Source organism: Spirosoma radiotolerans, from assembly GCF_000974425.1.
GTDB lineage: Bacteria > Bacteroidota > Bacteroidia > Cytophagales > Spirosomataceae > Spirosoma > Spirosoma radiotolerans.
The window spans coordinates 3781096-3802660 of sequence record NZ_CP010429.1 but is presented as its reverse complement, the minus strand read 5'-3'; the positions used below and the strand labels follow the sequence as shown (position 1 = coordinate 3802660).

The 21565-nt window shown below is 52.0% G+C and carries 10 protein-coding genes; 3 read left to right on the top strand and 7 right to left on the bottom strand.

The genetic code is table 11. From position 1 onward, the window contains the following. Positions 1-362: 362 nt before the first annotated feature. The gene (locus tag SD10_RS15460) at positions 363-8465 is read left to right on the top strand and encodes an Ig-like domain-containing protein (protein ID WP_046574852.1); all 8103 of its coding nucleotides are present in this window, start codon (positions 363-365) and stop codon (positions 8463-8465) included. Positions 8466-8589: 124 nt separating this feature from the next. Here the strand turns inward: SD10_RS15460 and SD10_RS15455 are convergent, their stop codons facing one another. From SD10_RS15455 to SD10_RS15445, 3 genes are read right to left on the bottom strand one after another with little or no spacing between them, the layout of a single operon-like run. Continuing rightward, positions 8590-9405 (bottom strand): hypothetical protein, encoded by an 816-nt coding sequence (locus SD10_RS15455; RefSeq protein WP_046574851.1) that lies wholly within the window; start codon positions 9403-9405, stop codon positions 8590-8592. Continuing rightward, positions 9402-10394, bottom strand: coding sequence for a vWA domain-containing protein (locus SD10_RS15450; protein WP_052731201.1), 993 nt, complete (start codon positions 10392-10394; stop codon positions 9402-9404). The genes SD10_RS15455 and SD10_RS15450 overlap by 4 nt, the downstream gene beginning before the upstream one ends. An 11-nt stretch (positions 10395-10405) precedes the next feature. Next, positions 10406-11161, bottom strand: a complete 756-nt coding sequence (locus SD10_RS15445; protein ID WP_046574850.1) for a J domain-containing protein — start codon at positions 11159-11161, stop codon at positions 10406-10408. Between the two features lie 175 nt (positions 11162-11336). Here SD10_RS15445 and SD10_RS28800 point away from each other — a divergent pair, with 175 nt between their 5' ends. Next, entirely contained in the window at positions 11337-13286 is a 1950-nt protein-coding gene (locus tag SD10_RS28800) for a WG repeat-containing protein (RefSeq protein ID WP_052731200.1), read from the top strand. A 65-nt stretch (positions 13287-13351) separates the two neighbouring features. On the opposite strand, the gene SD10_RS15435 is transcribed toward SD10_RS28800, so the two are convergent. Continuing rightward, entirely contained in the window at positions 13352-15472 is a 2121-nt protein-coding gene (locus SD10_RS15435; RefSeq protein ID WP_046574848.1) for an AAA family ATPase, read from the bottom strand. 338 nt (positions 15473-15810) lie between these two features. After that, the gene (locus SD10_RS15430) at positions 15811-17001 is read right to left on the bottom strand and encodes a hypothetical protein (RefSeq protein ID WP_046574846.1); all 1191 of its coding nucleotides are present in this window, start codon (positions 16999-17001) and stop codon (positions 15811-15813) included. A gap of 240 nt (positions 17002-17241) precedes the next feature. Here SD10_RS15430 and SD10_RS15425 point away from each other — a divergent pair, with 240 nt between their 5' ends. Continuing rightward, positions 17242-18555, top strand: a complete 1314-nt coding sequence (locus tag SD10_RS15425; protein ID WP_148562456.1) for a hypothetical protein — start codon at positions 17242-17244, stop codon at positions 18553-18555. 265 nt (positions 18556-18820) lie between these two features. Here SD10_RS15425 and SD10_RS15420 read toward each other — a convergent pair whose 3' ends face one another. Next, positions 18821-20080, bottom strand: coding sequence for a hypothetical protein (locus SD10_RS15420; RefSeq protein ID WP_046574844.1), 1260 nt, complete (start codon positions 20078-20080; stop codon positions 18821-18823). A gap of 85 nt (positions 20081-20165) precedes the next feature. Continuing rightward, positions 20166-21563, bottom strand: a complete 1398-nt coding sequence (locus SD10_RS15415; protein ID WP_046574843.1) for an ATP-binding protein — start codon at positions 21561-21563, stop codon at positions 20166-20168. Positions 21564-21565: the final 2 nt, after the last annotated feature.

The following is a 21565-nucleotide window of genomic DNA, read 5'->3' as shown; positions in this document are numbered from 1 at the left end:
GATATATAGTTCTTTCACTTTCATCAAACAGGTAGAACAAGTGTTCGGATTTTCATGAGCTACTATATCTTATCTTGAGGACCACGGCTGCCCTGGCTCAACAGGTTCTTCTTTTCTGCTGTTTCCTGTAATTTCTGAGCGTAGCCCCAACGTGAGCTATGGCTGTTTTGGTAGGTTCTTTAGTCCTGCCTGTGGAAACAGGGCAAACGGCTATTTACACGGTTGGGGTTTCCGTCAAATTATCCCTACCGACTGTTTGAAACTGCTTGGTTTTTCATCCCAATGGGGATAATTATGCATGAATCCTCCAACTATAACCTGTGGTGTAGCGCGTCATACACGCAAAATCAACTCAATCTTTTATGAATTTATCTTTACGTATATTTATAGGTTCATTAATTGTGTCAATACTGTGTTGTCAGGCAGCACTGGCGCAACAAGTTACGATTACCTCTGTTACGCCTACTCCCGTCTGTGCCGGGGCAGCCATCACGGCCACCTACTCCTATACGCTGCCTGACCCAGGTACCGTCGTTTTGTATCTAAACGGCCCCAATACGACCAATGTCCCAATCGGGACCGCAACAACCAGTGGCAACAATGGGTCGGTTATCGGAGTCATCCCCGCTGACCGGGCCACGGGTTCCTACACCGTTTACATCCGCAGGACCTCCAACATCTTACCGACCCCCATAAACAGTCCCAACAGTAATGCCTTCACCGTCAATGCGCTGCCTGCTGCACCCACCGTCTCGAATCTGGCTTACTGCCTGGGGTCAACGGGCGTTCCGCCCTTAACGGCGACGGGCCAGAATCTGAAATGGTATAGCGTCAGTACGGGAGGAACCGCCAGCAGCACGGCGCCAACGCCCCCTACCTCCACGGCGGGAACGACCAATTATTATGTGAGCCAGACCAGCGCGGCTGGCTGCGAAGGGCCCAGAGCCACACTAGCGGTGACCATTAACCCCTTACCGGCCAAGCCCACGGTTGTTTCCTCGCTGTCCTACTGCCAGAACAGCTCCGCTCCTTCGTTAGCCGGGGCGGTCACGTCCGGTAGTAATCTGAAATGGTATACCTCTCTGACCGGCGGTAGCGGCACGACTATCGCGCCCACGCCCCAAACCACGGTTGTCAATACGACGACTTACTACGTGAGTCAGACCGATGGCAATGGTTGTGAAAGCGCCCGGGCTGACATCACCGTCACCATCAAAGCCAACCCGACGGCTCCCACCGTCACCACGCCGGTGACCTATTGCCAGGGGCAGCCGGCAACTCCGCTGTCAGCGACGCCCGTCAACGGAGCTACTTTGAACTGGTTTGGTCCCTCGGGCAACGCCCTGGGCAGCACGGCCCCTACGCCCCCAACGACCTCTCCCGGTACGACTTTTTATTCGGTGAGCCAGACGTTTGGTGGCTGTAGCAGTCCGGCCGCTCCCATTACAGTAGTGGTCAATGCCAAACCGGCGGCTCCTACCACAAAGCCGGTGGGTGTCTGTCAAAACACGACGCCGGTGTCACTGGCCACAGGTGTCACCTCAGGGACGAACCTGCGCTGGTACACCACGGCCAGTGGGGGAACGGCCTCAACGGTAGCGCCAGCCCCTCCAACGACTACTATCGGCTCCACGACCTACTACGTAAGTCAGATCAATAGCAACGGCTGTGAGAGTGACCGGTCGGTGATCACCTATACGGTGAATGCCTATCCGGCGGCTCCAACGGTGAGTGCCAGTCCACTGACGTATTGCCAGAGTTCGACAGCGGTGCCCTTGACGGCCACCCCCGTGGCCAGCGCCACGCTGACTTATTATACCGTTGCCAGTGGCGGAACGGCATATGCGTCGCTGACTCCCTCGACCAGTTCCAGTAATAACTATTACGTTAGCCAGACACTCAACGGTTGTGAAGGACCAAGAGCAACTATTAATGTCGTCATTAATGCGCTGCCTGCCCGGCCCGCCGTTACTACGCCCGTTGCTTATTGTCAGTTTACCGTTGCCGCTCCCTTGAGCGCCACCGCATCGACGAATAATACACTCAGTTGGTACGGCACCAATGCCACGGGCGGAACAGCCTCGACCGTCGTGCCAACCCCCTCAACGACGACGGACGGAGCCTTTACCTACTATGTGAGCCAGAAAGATCCCTTTGGTTGTGAGAGTGAGCGGGCGCCCATCAGCGTGACGGTTTATCCTAAGCCCACAGCACCTGTCACAACGCCCGCCAGCGCCTGTCTCAACAGCGTGCCAGCTCCCCTGACGCAATCGGTGACGGCTAGCGGTACCCTGAAATGGTATACAACCTCGACCGGCGGCACCGGCTCGACGGTTGCGCCGACACTCTCGACGACGGCTGTGGGTGCCACCACCTACTACGTCAGCCAGACGAACCCAAGCGGCTGCGAAAGCGACCGCTCGGCGATTACCTTCACAGTGAACCCCCTTCCGGCGGCTCCTGTCCCTACGCCCACGTCTTTACTCTATTGCCAGAATGCACCAGCCCAACCCTTAACGGCGACGGGCCAGAATCTGAAATGGTACTCGGCGGCCAGTGGAGGTACGCTGCTGGGCAGTTCCGTCACGCCGTCCACATCACTAGCGAGTTCGATCACCTACTACGTGAGCCAGACCGATGCCAACGGCTGTGAAAGCCCTCGGGCCAGCGTTACGGTGACGACTACGTCAAGGCCCGTTGCGCCAACGGTGAGTGCGGTACCTGTCACGTATTGCCAGTTTGCGACGGCTGCTCCGTTATCGGCGACGCCCATTACGGGCAACACGCTCAACTGGTATGGCCCCGCTGCTACGGGTGGTACGGCGTCGGCCACGGCGACGGTGCCAGCGACGGACCCCGCGGGCACTAATCCCTATTACGTCAGCCAGACGGATGGGAATGGGTGCGAAAGCAGCAGCCGGGCATCGATTACCGTCATTGTGAACCCCAAACCGACCGCGCCAACGGTGAACTCGGTTACCCTGTGTCAGAATGCACCCACGGTTGCTCTAGCGACGGCGGTGACCTCGGGTACTAATTTGAAGTGGTACACTGTTCAAAACGGCGGCACCGGCTCGGCCGTAGCGCCAACACTCTCGACTTCTGCCGTAGGGTCAACCACGTATTATGTGAGCCAGACGAGTGCGGAGGGCTGCGAGAGCGACCGGATTGCGATTCCTGTAACGGTTAAGCCGTTGCCTGCTGCACCAACCATCACGCAAAATACCCAGAATCTCTGCCAGAGTTCGGTACCCACTCCATTGACGGCCATCGCGACGGGAACGTTGACATGGTATAGCCCCAACGGTCAAATTACTTCGTCGGTAACACCGTCGACCAATGCGGTTGGACCAACCTCGTATTCAGTTACCCAAACTGTTGATGGGTGCGAAGGGCCAAAGGCTACGTTGAACGTAGTAGTCATCCCGAAACCAGTAGCACCAACGGTTACCTCATCACTTACTATCTGTCAGGCAGCACCAACCATCACTTTGAGTGCTACGGCAACCTCGGGAAATACCTTGTTATGGTATACGAACCCGACAGGTGGGGCTTCGTCTGCAACGGCGCCAACGCCACCAACATCGGATTCAGGAACAACATCGTATTATGTTACTCAGACCGATGCCAATGGCTGCGAAAGTGACCGGGCATCCATTTCGTTTACTGTCAAACGAAAACCAGCTGCACCAGGAACGGCACCTGTTAGCTTCTGTTCCAATCAGGTAACGCCCCTGACGGCTACATTTGAAGCGGGGACTATACCGAACTGGTATGGTACGAATTCAGCGGGAACCCCAAAGACAACCCCTTCTACGCCATCGACGGCCGTCATTGGCCAGGCTGTTCCTTATTACGTGAGCCAGACGTTGAATGGTTGTGAGAGTGCCCAGGCGTTTATTGATGTGACGATCAAGGCACTTCCCGTGGCGCCTGCGGTTAGCTCAACGCCTGTAACGTATTGTCAGGATGCCACCGCAGCTCCTTTGTCGGCTACGGCCGCCAGTGGTGGCAGTTTGATCTGGTATTACACACAAACCGGTGGTGTCGCGTCGCCAACCGCGATAACTCCACAGACGAATAGTAGCCTGCCACCCACCACCTACTACTATGTGAGTCAGACGGTCAATGGCTGTGAAGGCCCCCGGGCTACGCTGGCCGTTACCATTAATCCAAAACCCGCTAAACCTACGGTCACTTCGTCGTTTACATATTGCCAGAATACAGCGGCACCGGCGTTAACCGCAACGGGAACTGGGACGTTAAAATGGTATAGCGATGCGACTACTACCACCACAATACCAACCCCAACACCCTCAACCGCCACGGCAGGTCCTCCTGTTACGTATTATGTAAGCCAGACCGATGGTAATGGATGTGAAAGTGATCGGGCCAGTATCACGGTAACTATCATCGCTACTCCTGCGGCTCCGGGTGTAGCTTCGTTAAGCTTGTGTCAAAAGCAATCGACAGTCCCGCTAACGGCTACACCAGATAATGGAGGCACGTTAAGCTGGTACACCAGTTTCACCGGTGGAACGGGCAGTTCTTTGGCTCCCACACCGGTCACTTCGGCTACGGGTACGGTTACCTATTATGTGAGTCAGCGTGTGAGTGGCTGCGAAGGGCCACGGGCAAGTCTGGATGTGACCGTTAAGCCTTTACCAACAGCTCCTACAGTAGACCCAACACCGATCAGGTACTGCCAGAGCGCGGTGGCTACTCCGCTGTCGGCTACGGCTAGTACGGGGGGCACGCTAAACTGGTATGTCCTCCAGGGGGGCGTAGAAAGTTCGCTGGGACAGGCCACGCCAACTCCCTCAACGACGATAGCAGGACCGATTACGTACTACGTGAGCCAGAGCGTGAATGGCTGCGAAGGACCACGGGCCACCCTGACGGTGACCGTTAGCCAACGCTTGCCTAAACCAACAGTCGTTTCGTCGCTAACCTATTGCCAGAGTACAACGACAACCGCGCAGCCGCTCACCGCAACGGGAACAGGAACGTTGAAATGGTATAGTGATCAGAACACTACCACCACGATACCAACCCCGACGCCCTCAATCGCCACGGCAGGTACTCCCGTTACGTATTATGTAAGCCAGACCGATGCCAATGGATGTGAAAGCGAGCGGGCCAGTATCACGGTTAACATCATTGCTACGCCATCGCTTCCGGGTGTATCTTCGCTGAGTGTGTGCCAGAATGCGACCGCGCCGACCTTGACAGCCAGTTTCAGTCCGGGAGGTAGCTTAAATTGGTACGGTACAAATGTCACGGGTGGAACGGCAAGTCCGTTCCCTCCAGTGCCACCTACCAACACAGTGGGAACGACTTCGTATTACGTAAGCCAAAGCGTGAGTGGCTGCGAAGGGCCAAGGACCAACCTGGACGTAACCATTAAACCTTTGCCCGCAGCACCAACGGTGACGAACAGTACGCCAGCTTTCTGTCAGAATTCGGTGGCGACGGCGCTGTCGGCTACCCCATCTAACGGAGGAACATTAAACTGGTATACTGTCCCGATCGGTGGTGTAGCTAGCCCTTCGGCTCCCATACCGCCTACCAACGCAGTAGGGCCGATTCCATACTACGTGAGCCAAAGCGTGATTGGCTGCGAAGGACCACAAGCTACCATTACGGTGACCATTAAAGCGTTACCAGCGGCTCCGACTGTTTCGGCCAGCAGCGTAACGTTCTGTCAGGGTACGGCTGCCACAGCCTTAACCGCAGGTGTCGTCCCTGGAGGAACATTAAAATGGTATACGGTACCAACCGACGGAACTTCGTCGCCATTCGCACCAGTTCCGCCAACGGCTACACCAGATATTATCACCTATTATGTCAGTCAAAGTGTAAATGATTGCGAAAGCCCACGCGTGCCGATCGTTGTCATCATAAAGGCAACACCATCTGCACCAATAGTTGGTGCGACTGCTCCGATATACTGTCAGGGCGGTACGGCGACTGCTTTATCGGCCGTAGCGCCTGATGGCGGTGCCTTAACCTGGTACACGACACCTACGGGAGGTACACCGTCTCCAATACCCCCCGTTCCCCCTGTTAATAACGTCGGCCCGGTTACGTATTACGTCAGTCAGAATCTTAATGGTTGTGAAGGCCCACGGGTTCCCCTGACGGCAACCATCCAGGCGGCTCCGGCCGCACCATTTGCCACCCCTTCCGTTGCGTATTGTCAGGGTGCTACCGCTGTTGCACTGACGGCTACCCCAACGGGTAGTAATCTCCTGAACTGGTACACCACACCCACGGGTGGAAGTGCTTCCTCAGCAGCGCCCGTGCCGCCAACCAGCAGTGCCGGATCGACGCAGTTTTACGTTAGTCAGACCGACGCTATCGGATGTGAAAGTGTCCGGTCGGCCGTTACGGTCAAAATAAATGCGCTGCCTGTGGTTCCGTCGACAGTACCCGTTACGTATTGTCAGGGTGGCCCTACTACGGCGTTGACCGCTACCCTGACTGGTGGTGTAAGCCTAAACTGGTATACAGCCGCAGCGGGTGGCGTTGCTTCGCCAGTGGCCCCTACACCGGTAAGCACGAATCCTGGCTCAACGCCATACTATGTGAGCCAAACCGACGCGAATGGTTGCGAAAGTAATCGGAATGTGGTGCTGGTTACCGTTACGCCCGCTCCAGTCGCACCGGTCGTTGCTGCTATTGCCCCTGTATGTCAGAATAGTCCGGCTTTCGCCGTGCAGGCCGCTGGTCAAAACCTGAAATGGTATACCGATCCAACGTCTACAGTTAGCCTGGGTAGCTCCGTTCTCCAGTCTACGGCACTGCCCGGAACGTACGTCTATTATGTTAGCCAAACGGTGAATACGTGTGAAGGCGCACGGGCACAGGCTCAAGTCGTGGTCAATCCCCTGCCTGTCGCACCAATTGTAGCGAATGTAACGGGTTGCCAGGATGCTGTGGTGCAGCCGCTTACGGCTTCCGGTACGGCATTGCAGTGGTATGATAGCAACGATAACCAGATAGCTGCCCCAACGCCGTTGACGAAAGTTGACCTGCCACAGACCTATACATACAAAGTAACGCAGACGCTCAATGGCTGCGAAAGCCCCAAAGCGACGTTTACCTATACGGTCAATATTACGCCGTTGCCAACCGTTACGCCAGTTGTTGCCTTCTGTCAGAATTCACTGGCAACGCCCTTGCAGGCTACGGGGACCAACTTGAAATGGACTGACCCGACAGGGGTCGTCAGCGCGAATGCGCCTACGCCCACTACGCTAGCCGTGACAGCCGGGAGCAGCTATTCTGTTACCCAGACAAGCGCGCTCGGTTGTGAAAGCCGTCCCGCCGAAATAAAGGTAGCTGTGAATGCGCAGGCGGTGGCTAAATTAGAGGGGAATGCGTCTGTGTATCTGGGGAGCCCGGCGCTGCTGACGCTTACCTTAACCGGGGCAGGACCTTATAGTTATACGCTATCTGACGGCACGTCCGGGATTGCCGAATCGTCGGCAACCTCGCCGGTCACGACCAAGCAGGTTTCCGTGACACCGGCTGCCACAACAACCTATACCATAGCGGCTGTTTCGAATGCCTGTGGTGTGGGCCCTTCAAGTGGAGCGGGCACGGTAACGGTTAAAGTGCCGACAGTAACGACCAGTGCGTTATCAGCGTCGTCGGTCTGTGCGGGTACATCCTTCACGGTGCCTTTTTCAAGCACGGGCGAGTTTGCGACCGGAAACGCCTTTACGGTTGAAATTGCGAATACCGTTGGTGATTCGGCGAGTCGGAAATTCATTCCGATTTCGAACGGGGTTGTTCAGGGACCTTTCATTACGACCACCATTCCGACTACAATTGCTCCGGGACAATATTACGTTCGGGTGGTGGCCTCCAATGCGCCATATTCGATTCGGGGAACACTCAGTCCAACGGTACTAACTGTACGACCGTCGGCAACAGCTGGGTTTACAGCTAGTAAACAGGCTATTTACAAAGGAGAAAGTGTCATACTCGTCTTTAATTTAGGTGGGGATGGCCCCTGGACAGGAACGTATGCGGCTGGTCCGGAAATCAGAGCCTTTGGAACAACGACGAGTGTGTACTCGGCAACGCTTACACCAACCGTAACGACGACCTATAAGTTGCTCTCGGTTGCCAATGGATGTGGCGCAGGTAAAATAGAAGGGGCTGACACAACTACGGTGCGCGTCGATATTCTGTTGGCGGAAGAAGATCTGTTGAGTAGTTCGGTGAAAGTATATCCGGTGCCAACGGATGGAGCTGTAACCATCGATATTGATCTTCCTTTGCAAAGTAAACCAGCTCAGATTCGGCTGGTTAGCCCGAGCGGACTGATTACGGAGCAGATAACAACCAAAAAACGACAGACCGTATTGGATATTAACAAGGAGCCAGCAGGTACCTATCTGTTGTATATTACAGTCGGTGACCGATCAACGGTGCGTAAAATCCTTAAGTGGTAGCTGAATAGTGGCAGTAAGTATCAGCAGGTATCGGTTTGGGCGTGTAGCTACCTCCAGACCGATACCTGCTCGTTTTAACGGGACTGTAAGACCTGCATGCCCAGGCAGCGCAGGATAAAAATGATCAATCATTAATGAGGATGCCCGTGTAATCGTCTGCACCTAACAACTGCTGGGTCCGGAGTTCCTGCGTATACGCCAGAAACTGAGTGGGGGAAGCCAGCGCTGTTTGGAGGGGAATCCAGACTAATTCTTCGAAGGATGCTCGTCTTTCAGTCCAGTGGTTCAGGTGAGTCTGTGCCCGATTGCCCAGTGCTGTTGGCTGTTGCGCCACGGTTCGTAAGGTTGCTAAATCGCCCTGTAAGGCTGCATAGGCCATCAGTACACACTGGCCCAAAGCATCCGATAATAATGCATACTGTTGGCCAGGCTGATGCGGCCAGACACCGGCCATAAAACCGTCGGAACGGGGTGGACTCAGCCAGTTAAGGAGATAGGGGGCGGATTCAAACTGGCGTACATCCGGATTAGCGGCCCATAGCTCACCCGTTGCTGGCTGAAAACAAATCGCCACCGCGTCGCCGTAAACCATCCAGTGGACCTTATCCGCCTGATAATGCAGGGTGGCCAGGGTTGCGCTGGAGCCTTCGCCCATAAATTTGCGGTCGATCAGGTAATTGGACTGCGCCTGTGGCTGGTAGGTATCGAAAAAGGAAACCCATACGGTATCCAGCCAGTGAGCCAGGCCCCCAAGCCCCTGAAAAGGCACCTCGGGTACATGCTGAACCAGATGTTGTGCCCATTCGCCCGCATAGATACCCGTTCCTCCGGCGCCATCGGCAACGGCCCACACGCCCGCTTCATTATCCGTTCGCCACGCGTCTTCGTTGTCGGTATATACTGGCGCTTCTTTTCCAACGGATTGCTGACGGCTTTTCATGAATCAGGCCGGAGGTTAGCTGCAAAATGCTGGTTGTGCTGGGTAGGCGTTCCGATGTTCATGAACTTGACCAGAGCGTCCATGTCTGCATTACTGCACATGCCGACGTACGATGTTCGCTGATCGAGCCCGAACAGGCTGGCAATGTCGGCATGGTAGGAGACAGGCATGTCGCTCGACATGTCGTAGAGCAGTCGGGCGTAAGGATCAGCCCCCAGTTCAGCCGCTTTCGAGGGAAAGAGAATCGTTTTTCCCTGCTCGTCCGACACGTGAATGTTCATCAGTAGCACATGGCCATCCGTTGTATGCAGGCTCTTCAGCCGGTTGCAACAGGCCAGCAATTCGTCCGTCGTGGCATCGGTGGCTACCCCATCGGTAATATTGATCACGGTCGGCGGGTAAACGTCTTTCCCGGTCTGTGCCACCAGCCACTGTTCCACCAATGATTCGGCCAGACAAATGGCGCTCTTCATGGGCGTCCGGTACCGATGAAGCGCCTGTAGCCAGATGGGGCGCTTCTCCGTAACGGACATAACCCGGCCCCGGATGGTGCGTTGGGTGGTTACTTCCTCGACCTGAATTGCCGCTTCGGCTAGTTCGGCGGGACTCAGAAAGGTCTTGCCTGCCATAGCCCCCGACCAGAGCAGATTGGCCTCTTCATTACTGAAACCGCCGTAGCCAATGAGGGCAATGTCGTAGTAATGCCGGATTTCGTCGCCTTTCTGGCAGCGAAGTACCAATTCCAGCAGGGTCTGGTTGATGATCTGCGCCACGGCTGCCGCCTTCGAAAGCGACTGGCCCCGATAAGTCGTTCGTTCGTCCATCGACCCGGATTGGTCAATCAGAAAGATAAACGCCGTGGGCGTCTGCCGCATGATCTGGGCCGAATAGGGGCGGTCTTTAATGGGCCGTTGCAGCGCGGTTTTCAGCGCTTTCTGCAAATCGGTAGCCGATAAAGCATAAGACGGTAGGGGCTGTAGATCGGTCATGGTGTTGGGTATTACGAGGATTGAACCTGTTGCTGAAGGTGATGTATCTGTTGCTTCATTTGTTCCCCCAAGCCCGTAAAGTGGGCCATCAGGTCTGCCTGGCTGGTTAGCTGTTGGTACGCATCATTTGCTTTCAATTGGTTAATGTCGGCCTGGAGCGTCGTCTGCCGATCCAGGAGCCGCTGATACACTCCTTGAAGCGCTTCCAGCGTTTGGGTTGTTTCGGATGAAGGCATGAACAGGAGCCCGTTGTTGAGGTCCTGTACCAACTGACGAACCAGCGTCAGATCACGACGCTGGTAGGCATCATTGAGCCGAGTCATATACGCGGTGGCCTGGGCCATCCGGTCAGGGTCATTGACATGGCGGTCGGGGTGGGCCAGTGAAACGGCTTTCCGGTAAAGTCGCCGGAGATCCTGTTCGGCGGTTTCGTCGAGTTCGGTCGGTTTGTGGGCGATGGCTTCCTGCACCGCCCGATTCGTTTCCTCAAACCGGTCCTGCCAGGTTTGGGCTTCTTCGGCGTCGCTCCGCCGACCCGTCTGCCTCGCCCGCTGAAGCGCCAGTTTTAGCTGAAGGTCGACCGTTTGGGTAAGTAAGTCACCGAGGTGAAGCCGGAACAGCCGGTAATACTGATCGATCTGGTATTGGCAGGCCGCTTTTTCTTCTTCCAGCCGCGCAATGCTGGATTCCAGCCTCTGAATTTTGGCCAGTAGATCCGCTTTCGCGGGATGAACGACAACCGAAGAGGGGATTGGCTCGGCGCTCATCGATTCCAACAATAAATAGATTGTACCATTCCCGGCGTTTCAGTAGTTGTTAATAACATACAGTTTATTCAGAAAGTGAGGGGTACGGATTGCTTTACTGTAACTTTCTGATCAACTTAAGCCAATTCCTCCATTTAGCCATTGTGCCTGCCTATTAATGGCCTGTTACTGTCGCATGTTCCCGTCTATTAGCGAATATATACAATCTATTGAACTCTCTGCCGAAACCTTGCATCGGCTGAATTACCTGATTCCAGTCCGGAAGTCGAACGGGCAGTTGTATTTCAGCAGCGGAAACTTTGCCGTGGTCTTCCGCATGCAGGACACCCGAACGGGCCAGCCGGTAGCGTTACGTTGTTTTTTGAGAGAAATGGCCGGACGCCGGGACCGGCTTCGGTTCATTGCCAACTACTTGAGTGAAAACCCATCGGATTACCTGCTTCCGTTTACGATTTACCCGAATGAACTCTGGGTCGATACGCGCTTTGGTCAGGAACATGAATTCGATGTAATGGTGATGCCCTGGGTGGAGGGGCAAACGCTGAACCAGTATGTGGCCGATTGCTGCCGTAACCAGCAGCCCCAAAAGCTTGGTCAACTGGCGCATCGATTCGACGAACTGGTTCGCTGGCTCCTCGACCAGCCTATGGCTCATGGAGACTTGAAAGCGGATAATATCCTGATCCGGCCCGACGGTCAACTGGTTCTCATTGATTACGACGGTTGTTTCGTACCGGCGCTGGCGGGCCTGGAAGCCACGGAAATCGGTACGCTGCCTTACCGGCACCCCGCCCGCACCCCCGCGCATTTCGATCGCCATCTGGATGATTTTAGCTTATTGGCCCTCTCTCTGGAGCTCCATGCCTTAAGTATCTCCCCCGCCTTATACACCGACAACGATACCTTACTCCTTACGCTTAATCTTTTGAATGATCCCTTTAACGCGGATCAATGGAATCAGTTTCGGCAATTGTCATCCGCTACCGTATCAGCCAGAGCAAGCCTGTTCGAACACGCGATTCATTGCCCACCTAAACCAATTTTAGGGCTTATCGAGCTGTTGCCTGTACCCAAACCGGCTACCCACACGGCTCCAGCCGCGGTGTTGCTGGGTGCGCCAATCCCATATTTTCAGCAAAGACGTTGGAGATTTATCAATCCGGCGGGCGAACGCATTGGTCCTGACGATTGGGAACAGGTTGGCCTCTTTTCGGAAGGGCTGGCCGCTGTTCGCAAACAGAGTAAATGGGGATTCTGCGATCTACGGGGCCAATTGGTTATCGATTATCAATTCGATGAAGTCCGCGAGTTCAGCGCAGGCCTGGCGTTGGTCCGGCAACGGGGCAAGTACGGGTTCATTGATGCCAAAGGGCAACCCGTCATTCCCTGCGTTTATGAGGAAGCTGGACCCTTCGCCGGGGGGCGCGCCCCGGTCCGGCAGAACAATACTTATGGCTTTATCAATGAACAGGGCCATGTTGTTATTCCCCTGCAGTTTGAGTCGGCCGGCCCCTTTGTCGAGGGATTGGCCAGGGTTAAACTGGGCGGTAAGTACGGATTTATTGATGCAGATGGCCGACTGCAACTAGCCTGCGAACTGCCCTATGCGGATAACTTTTCGGAAGGGCTGGCCGCTGTGAAAAAGGACGGGCAGGTGGGCTTTATCAATCAGACCGGAGCCATTACGATTCCGCACCAGTTCGACCTGGCGGGTAGTTTTGCCGAAGGACTGGCGCCGGTGAAAAAAGGACGGAAGGTGGGCTTTATTGACCGGAACGGTTCCCTGGCTATTCCCTATGAGTTTGACGAGATCACTTATAATGTGGTTCTGTCCTTTAGAGAAGAGCTGGTGTTGGTTAGAAAAGGAAGCCTGTTTGGCTACATCAACAAGCAGGGCCAGACCGTCATTCCGTTCGAGTTTACGGATGCAGATAATTTTTCGGAAGGGCTGGCTGCTGTTCAAAAAGGAGACAAGTGGGGCTATATCAACCAAAAAGGCGACGACGTGATCGCCTTTGACTTGGACCATGCCTATCGTTTCCGTAAAGGATTGGCGCTGGTTCGAAAGAAGAACCAACTGGTCTACATCGACCAAACGGGCTTCGTTTACTGGGATCAGTCGTAGGAGAAGGAGACTGGTAATTCAGTTTATTGTCATCCTGACGTCAGGATGACAAAAGGTACTTTTAGTCATCCCAGCTTCTTAAACAAGGCAACCCACTGCTGAACGGTTTCAGGCTGAAGACGGGTAGCCATCGTATCGAATACTTTCGCTGTGCGTTGAGCAAGGGTTAGCCGCCAGTCCTGGTCCAACAGGTAATCGTTGGCTTCTGCAAACGACGCTATTTGACCCATGATCGGTTGGTCAGGTTGCAGTATGTAGTCAAAATCATCCGTTTTCAGGCCGCGATACATCCGGGAAAACTGCCGGGCCAGTTCATTGGCGGGGAATAAATCTTCCATTACCTGAGAGTCACCCAACGTAATGACCCGTCCGGGCGATTCTTTATACCCGGTTTGCTGTAGGCTTTTAGCCACGGTACACTCCTTTGCCGTTCCATCGAGCAACACATAGGGCATCGCCCCGGCTTGCTGGAACAGCACACGGGTCGAGGGTTCTATATCGGCCAGCGAAGCCGTAGGGACAAATAAAAGGTCTTTTATGGGCGGATGCTGACCCGTTCGCAGGAGGTAGGACTGTACAAGCTGCAGGTAAATCTGGCTCGACACTGCATTGACCAGCACCAGAGACCGTCCTGTTAGCAACTGGTCTGACACACGCAGATTCAGGGCCGCCCGGATTGGGTAAAAGGATGCGTTTGCATCCGATGGCGATGCCTGGTAAACAGCCGAAACAACCGAGTTGCCGTCCGGCCCAACCTGTATCATGTTCAGGTTGCCCAATGCCTGGCTGCCAATCATGAAAGGCGAATGTGTTGTGTAAATGAGTTGATTGGTTCGGGAAAGCGAATGAAGGAAGTTCAACAGGTCCTGTTGAGCAATGGGATGCAGGGAAAGACCAGGTTCGTCGAGCAGTAAAATGCAATTCGCGTGGCTGTTTGCCTGCTCGGCCCGAAACGTTAAAAAGAAACTGAAAAACCATTGCAGGCCTTTGCTGCGGCCATCCAGTTCAATTTCTTCGGGTCGTTTGTCGTCGCTCACCCAAATTCGAAAGTGATTCCCATCGGCCTGGAACCGAAACCGGTAATTACCCTGACGCCACCAGTCCTGAAAAGCCTTTGTAAGCTGAGCCGAAGCGGTTTGAAGGATGATCTCTCGTTTCTTTTTGTTTTCCCGTTCCTGATCGACGCTATTTTCCGGCGCAGTTTCGATTTCTGTGCTCTCGATTCGGCCATACGAATCGCGGGTAAGGATCTTCGTGTGACGTACCTCCGATCCTAATTCCAGCATTTCTTCCGGCTTCAGTCGAACGAAATCAAATAACACGTTTAGCGTACGCACTTTGGCCTGTTCCCGAAAACCCAGGTCCTGACGGTTACTATTCTGGATCACATGGGGCAGATAAATTTCAGCATCCAGGTTGCTGTACTCGGAATAGTAGATAAAGCGGGGGAGTTGCTCAAGAAACAGCCGTTGCTGTTCTGCGGAGAGCACAATGCGCTTATTGGCCAATAGCCGGGCAATGTTTTCGAGGGGTGTTTTTAACTGCTCATCGACAAAAACCCGAAACGGCTGCCGCCGGGAATACTTGACCGTAATAAATTCATCGATCTGAGCCACAAGGTTATACACATCATATTCGCCCAGGCTTCCCGATTCCGGCAAAAGCGCGATCAGTCGATCGATAAACTCCCGTAAGTCCTGTGTATTTTCTTCTTTGTCCCTGGCGATCAGATCACTGGCTAAGTACGTTTCCCAAAAGGCGCCTAGCAGGGTATGGATGTATTTATTTGGATACTGCTCCAGACACGAAGCCGGAAAATTTACATCCCGTAAACCTGTGTAATAGCGGGCTACTTCAACCGTTGCCAACAGCTCCGTTGGGTAGCCTGCGCCCACGAGTGACGACAGCTGCGCTCTGGTCGATGCGTCCAGCGCAAACGTTGCCCGAATGAACGGCTCTTTAGCCGCGTCGGTCTCGTAGGTTGCGTAGTGCTTACGCGGGTAATCGGCTAACGGATCAATTGGCGCCCCATCGGCTGGGTTCAGTTTTTGTAGCGCAACCAGCAAATTTGTCTTGCCGGACTCATTCGTTCCGACCAGGCACATGTACTCATTTATCGACAACTCACCCGAATCAACAATTGACCTGAAATTCGTGACCCGGAATGACGTCAAAACAAAAGGCATTACTTAACTAGTTTAAATGTTTGGCATGTAGCCGTCGTTCGGGGCTGTTTCAACCAATAAATACGTCAGCGCGCCTGGCCTACAAATATAGCGTAACGATTCAGCTTAATGGCGATGACAGCCGGTCTCTATCTGCCAAAGTTAAGCGCGTTTCTGGGGGCCAGAAGTGGGAAGTGACGAATCGACCGAAACGGGTTGGCAAAGGCGTAGTCGATAGGACCTGTTAGATTCGACGCTTTACCAGCGCACCGAGCCTTAATCACCGTGAATATTTCCTGGATGGGTCCTGAAATCCGTAAAGTCTACTCACAATTGTGTGATCCGGCTTTACAGAGACATTATTTATGACGCCTTTTGAAATAGTGGGTAAGCTTTTGTTGTTTTAACGGACGAGCTTTTATGGTTACCAGGGGTAGGGGTGTCACCTGACTCATCAAGGGTCTGGGTTTGCCAATTGCTGGCTGCATAGTTTTATTCTGAACAGCCGTATTCCACTCGCTCATCGTTAGCTGCCTGTCTGTTTTTTGAGCTACATAAGCGGTTGACGATGTTGGTCCTGAATCCGTAATCTTCTCACCACCTACTTCTTTCATATACATATGCAGTCCGTCTGCCCACCCCTCTCCTTTTGTAATCCACTGATGTATCTCTGGATCAACCAGATGATGATAACCACGACGCATTAATCGATCGGCAGTAGCCCATTTACGGCGTTCACGGGCGTTGTGCGTGTTGATGGCCGCTCTTCTAAAACCATCGGTTTTAGTAACTGAACCATTCAAAGCCCTGTTGTACATTCTCCCATGCACAGGGTGATAGGCATTTAGCGCAGTGGAGGTTGGCGAAACCGTATCAAGTTGAGCAAAAGGTTCGCTGAATAGTTGATTGGTCATGATGCTAGCCATGATAATCGTATCGGCCAGCTTCTCTTGTTCGGTACCGGCTCCTGACTTGTATTGATTGAGCACCCAATTGGCACGTATATTATCTTTATCCCCGTGGCCACCTGTCAGGCCTCTACGCATATCGGTCTGGCTTTTGCTCAGCGATCCTGGATGGCCACTAAGTGGTCGTTCAGTGTCTTTGGTTGTCCAGAGCAGATAACGTACTTCTTCGCGCTCTCTTGACAACAACTCTGTTACATTCATAATGTGTTTGCGAGTGCTTCCATTCTTATTCATCAACTCAACAATGGAAGCAACAGTATCTGTGCTTACCATCTCATCTAGTCCGGTACCGCCAAAATTGGCCTGGTGCTGAATCTGAGGCATCCGGTAGGGTTTTGTTTTCAGCCGGTTGTTGGTGTTAATCTGATTACGTCCCCAATGACCATATACGGCAGGCAGTCCTACGACAGGCCGATCTTTTACTCTGGGGGCATGCAGTATGAGCCGTTGCTGATATGCTTGCTCCAGCACGGTGTTGCGCTTTGTAGCGGGAATTCGGGCGGTTGCGTTGCTGCCAGCCGAGGCCGTATTTTTCTTCTTTCGGGTAACCCGACGGTCGAGGTTCCGATTTGTATGTGGCATCTGTTCTATCGGATTTTATAGTTAGATAAAGAAAATCAGCCAGTGGTTACGGACGTGCCTTATGCTGCCTGCTCATACCAAATATAGATCATTTTTTAGTTGAAGAATCGGTTTGAAAACGATAAAAAAATAGCCTACCAGTTGTTCGAAAATGGCGCTGATACTGTTGTTTGTATTCTCAATTTTGCTAATTATAGCTGCTGAAAAACAGTATCTTATATGCTAGCGAAGGAAAGTCCAATGAAAAGTTCCCCCAGGAAGAAGGAAAGAAGGGGAAGTGCAACGTTACCTGCCAGAACGGGCCATCTGCCTACTCGTGAAGAGGAAGAGGAAATTTCGTTGAAGGCCCGATTGGAACCCTTGAACTCTAGCGAGGTAATGACCGTATTAGCGAAGCCACAGGTATTCAAGGGGCCTGAGGTCAGGCTTCAGGACGAGATCGTTAGGGGCCTGGAAGAGCAAATCAATAGGCTTGGTGAGGACGAGCAGAGACTTTATGCGGCTAATACTTGTGTGGGTGGGATCGAACTTACGGTATCTCCAGATAGTGACCTGAGGACGCTGATTTCGGGCGCTAGACTAATCGATCTCCAGGGAAACTGCATCGGAAAGAGTTCTTTTGACTTGGCCAAAGCAGCTGGCGTTGAAAATCAAATTATTACCAATACACTGGCTACCATGGAAACCGCTGGCCAGCTCGACTATTTACGGAAGAGTGATATAATTGGGGAAGACTGGAAAGTAATTGTTGAGATACATTACTACCGCGACAGGGATAAGGGACAGACAAAGTTCCACAAAGATACCAATGGGCAAACCCTATTTGTCAATCTCAATTTTGTGAATGATGAGCCGGTTCCAGGTCCCGAATTCATCGTCAATCCGGGTAGTAATGATAAATATGATACGCATATTTCGGAGCACATGCCATCCGTCTTCGTTCGAGACGTACAACGCGCAAAGGTGGCTCATGGTACTCCGACAGAGATTGGCATGACGGTCATTCCGGAAAAAGGTGTTGTGGCATTTGTTGATGAGGCCATACATCATAAGACACCCACGCTGGGGCATCGTCTGGCTTCGAGTGGGGCACTTGCCTTTGCACTAGCAAAGAAATTTCCTGAGGAATACAAGAACGTAAAGGCGGGCTATGATAAATATAAAAAAAGATGGTCCGACTTGTGGGCATTTACCAGCTATATTGATAAAAAATATCACAAGAATGCAGATGCTTGGTACGCGCTCCTGACCAGGCTCGACGATAACTCAGCTAAATTCAATCGCACAGAACTTGCCGTTATTCTCCCCAAAATTGATGGTTTCAATACCGATGAATTTATTGAAGAGTTGGTTGAGCAAGGTGGGGCCGGTGATTTTGGTGAAGCTAGTTTTCTTTTTGCGAAGACGATGAATGTGCCGGTGAAGCGGCCAGGTCAGGCGCCTTTGCAGAGGCAAATGAGCCAGAAGCTGTTGGCGGGCACCGCGCCCAAGGCTGTGCCGGGTAAGCGCACATTTTTCCGTACATGGGTTCGCGCCGTGCCCATTCCTAAATAATTCTGACAGCGTTTCGAACGCTTAGAAAAAGTAAAATTGCTATGATAACAGACGATCACCTCCGCATCGTCTGTTGCTCCACCTTTTCCTATGACTTTTCTTCTTTGTGAAACTCCCGGTTCAGGCTTATTAAGATGTCATCCTGGGTAATGGGGCGTTGCCGGTTCACCGAGATCATGACGCAGGAACGCAACACGTTCCTGATAACAGTGCCTGTGATGGCGAACCGCTCGGCCAGTTTATCGAAAAATCGTCTTACTTAGTATTAAACTTGTTCAAAGCATTTTACGATATCGCTAACGCACTCGTCTCTGTAATGCTTGACTATCCGGTTAATTTTATCTAATTCATCTTGCACATAGAAATTTTTGTCCACTTCTGACATTTGCTTTTTTATATTTCTATCGGTCACATTTTCACTAAGATGAGATTGGTGAGCTTCTTTAATAATTTTTTCTATTTCAGTTGAACGACTTCCTTGATTTGGTTTCGCCAAAATATCAGCAAAAGCGCTAATTAAATTGTCCAGGTGTTGTTTAATAGGTTTTGTCGTCTTAATTTGGTTTTCATGGCGACTTACCTTGCCCATTTTTGCGAATACGGTTCCTTCATTTTGCTGACTCACTTCATCTACTAGCTGATTATTATTCAAGTTTTCAGGTGTTACCGCACGGCGATGATGTAGATTCATATACGTATTAGGTTCCGGCATGTACACACTTTTAGAATGCTCCGCCATTAGGGCTTCACGAACCTCATGTTCTTTCGTATTAATTATAGCAATGGCTTCAGCAATTTTATCGGCGTAGATAACATTTTTCTTTTTTTCAGATAATCTCGCTGTAATATGCTCAGAATTAGTATCCCAATCGTATCCACCGGTAAAAAGTGCCTTTGGGTTAAGCAGCAGATGAGGGATCAACTCGTTTTCGAAGAAATTATCTTCACTGGTGGTAAGTAAAGGATCATTGCTAACATCCTGATCCATTGTACGAACAATTACTTGCCCGGTTTTAGATTCGAGCTCTGAGTGAAATTTTTGGGCCAACGCATCCGTAGTCAACAGACTACGTGCTTCTTTAAATGGAAACACATAGCCTTTCATTTCCGGGTCAGTACTTATAGGTGCCCATGAAAAAGCAATACAAAAGCCTGGAAGGCCGTTTTTTTTCATTAACTCTACAAGTTCTTTACAATCGGCTGTTAGTGTTTTATCAGCATCTTTACCTTTACCATTGAGCCCAATGGCTAATGCTCGTTTGACAGTCGAAATTTTGTTGGCATCAACTAAGGATTGAATTAGACTTTTTGCTTTTGCTTTCTCCGTAATCAAAACTTCAATCAAAATTGGAGAACTACCTTTTTCCCAATCTTCAGGTACGGAGGATAAACCAGCATTGGGCAACACTTTGACGTGAGGCACAAATCCTTTTTTCTTAGGGGGATCTATTTTTTTACCATTTGTGCCACTTTTAGCATTCTGAGGTTCTGCTTGCTTTTGAACGCTTTTTTGTTTCCAAGTCATTGCTTTTGCTATTTTTGAGTCTATAACTTTTTCACTTCTATGCGTCTACTATTTATTAATGAATCCTTATCAGCTATTTAGTTTTTTACCTTCGCATGGTCTGTTTTTCTACATCCTCCAATGATTTTCCTTCTTTGTGAAACTCCCTGTTCAGACTTATTAAGATGTCATCCTGGGTAATGGGACGTTGCCGGTTCACCGAGATCATGACGCAGGAACGCAACACGTTCATGATAATAGCGCCTGTAATGGCGAATCGCTCGGCCAGTTTGTCGAAATCAACTTTGGGATCAACCTCAACCGAGCCTTTAAAGGCCTGCCGCCATAAATTCGCCCGTTTCGATACGTTGGGCGCCGGGAAATAGATCATGGACTGGAACCGACGGGCGAAGGCTTCGTCGATGTTGTCTTTTAGGTTGGTGGCCAACACAATCACACCCGGAAAATTTTCCATACGCTGGAGCAAAAATGCCACTTCCTGGTTTGCATGGCGGTCGTTCGACGACGTTGTTTCCGTCCGTTTCCCGAAGAGCGCATCGGCTTCATCGAAAAACAGAATCCAGCGTCGGCGCTCGGCTAAATCAAATACCCGGCCCAGGTTTTTTTCGGTTTCGCCGATGTACTTGGACACAATCATGGACAAGTCGATCCGGTACACATCCAGCCCCGTCGATTTTCCCAGCAACCCCGCTGTCAGTGTTTTGCCCGTACCGGGAGGACCATAAAACAGGGCGCGATAACCCGGTTTGAGGTATTTTTTTAGCTGTGGATTTTTTAAAATTGCCTCTGAGTTATCAATCCAGGTTTTAATCTCTTTCACCTCTTCCATAATCTGAAAGTCGAGCACCAGATCATCCCAGTCCAGGTTGGTTGTTACCCGGCTGGCCGGAAAATCGGTACTGAAGTCCGGACGGTTACTTTCGCCCGTGGTGAGCAACGCCCGGTATTCGTCGGATATGGTCAGGGCGCCACAGGTCGAGGGTTCATTTGGCCCCGACGGACCCACCAGGATAATGTTCAACTGCGTAAGCACCGATTCATGAAACAGGTGCGACTGCAGACGAATACGACGGGTTAGATCAGAGCCCGCTACCAGAAACAAAATGGTTTCAACGGTTGGCACAAAGCCACCCCGCGTGTTGTCCCGAACGCCACCAAACTCAGTGAATACCCGGTCGTACGTACTGTTGCTTGTATAAAAAAAATCGAGTACCTGAGGCCGGATGTGGGGAGCAAGGGCCGTGATTAGCATGAGCCGCTCGTAATTGTCCAGCCCATGTTCGTGAACGAGCTGCGCATAAGCCGACTCGTTATCGGTTAAATCAGGCTCATCAATTTCTTCGACAGATCCATACAAACTCTCCTGCTCGAAGTAAAGCTGAAAGCGGGCCGAAATCACGGCCTCCAGCCAGATTAACTCCTGCTCCAGGGCAGTAGCATTGACCGTAATGGCAAACAGGTCAGTACTCGTTACATCACTCATGG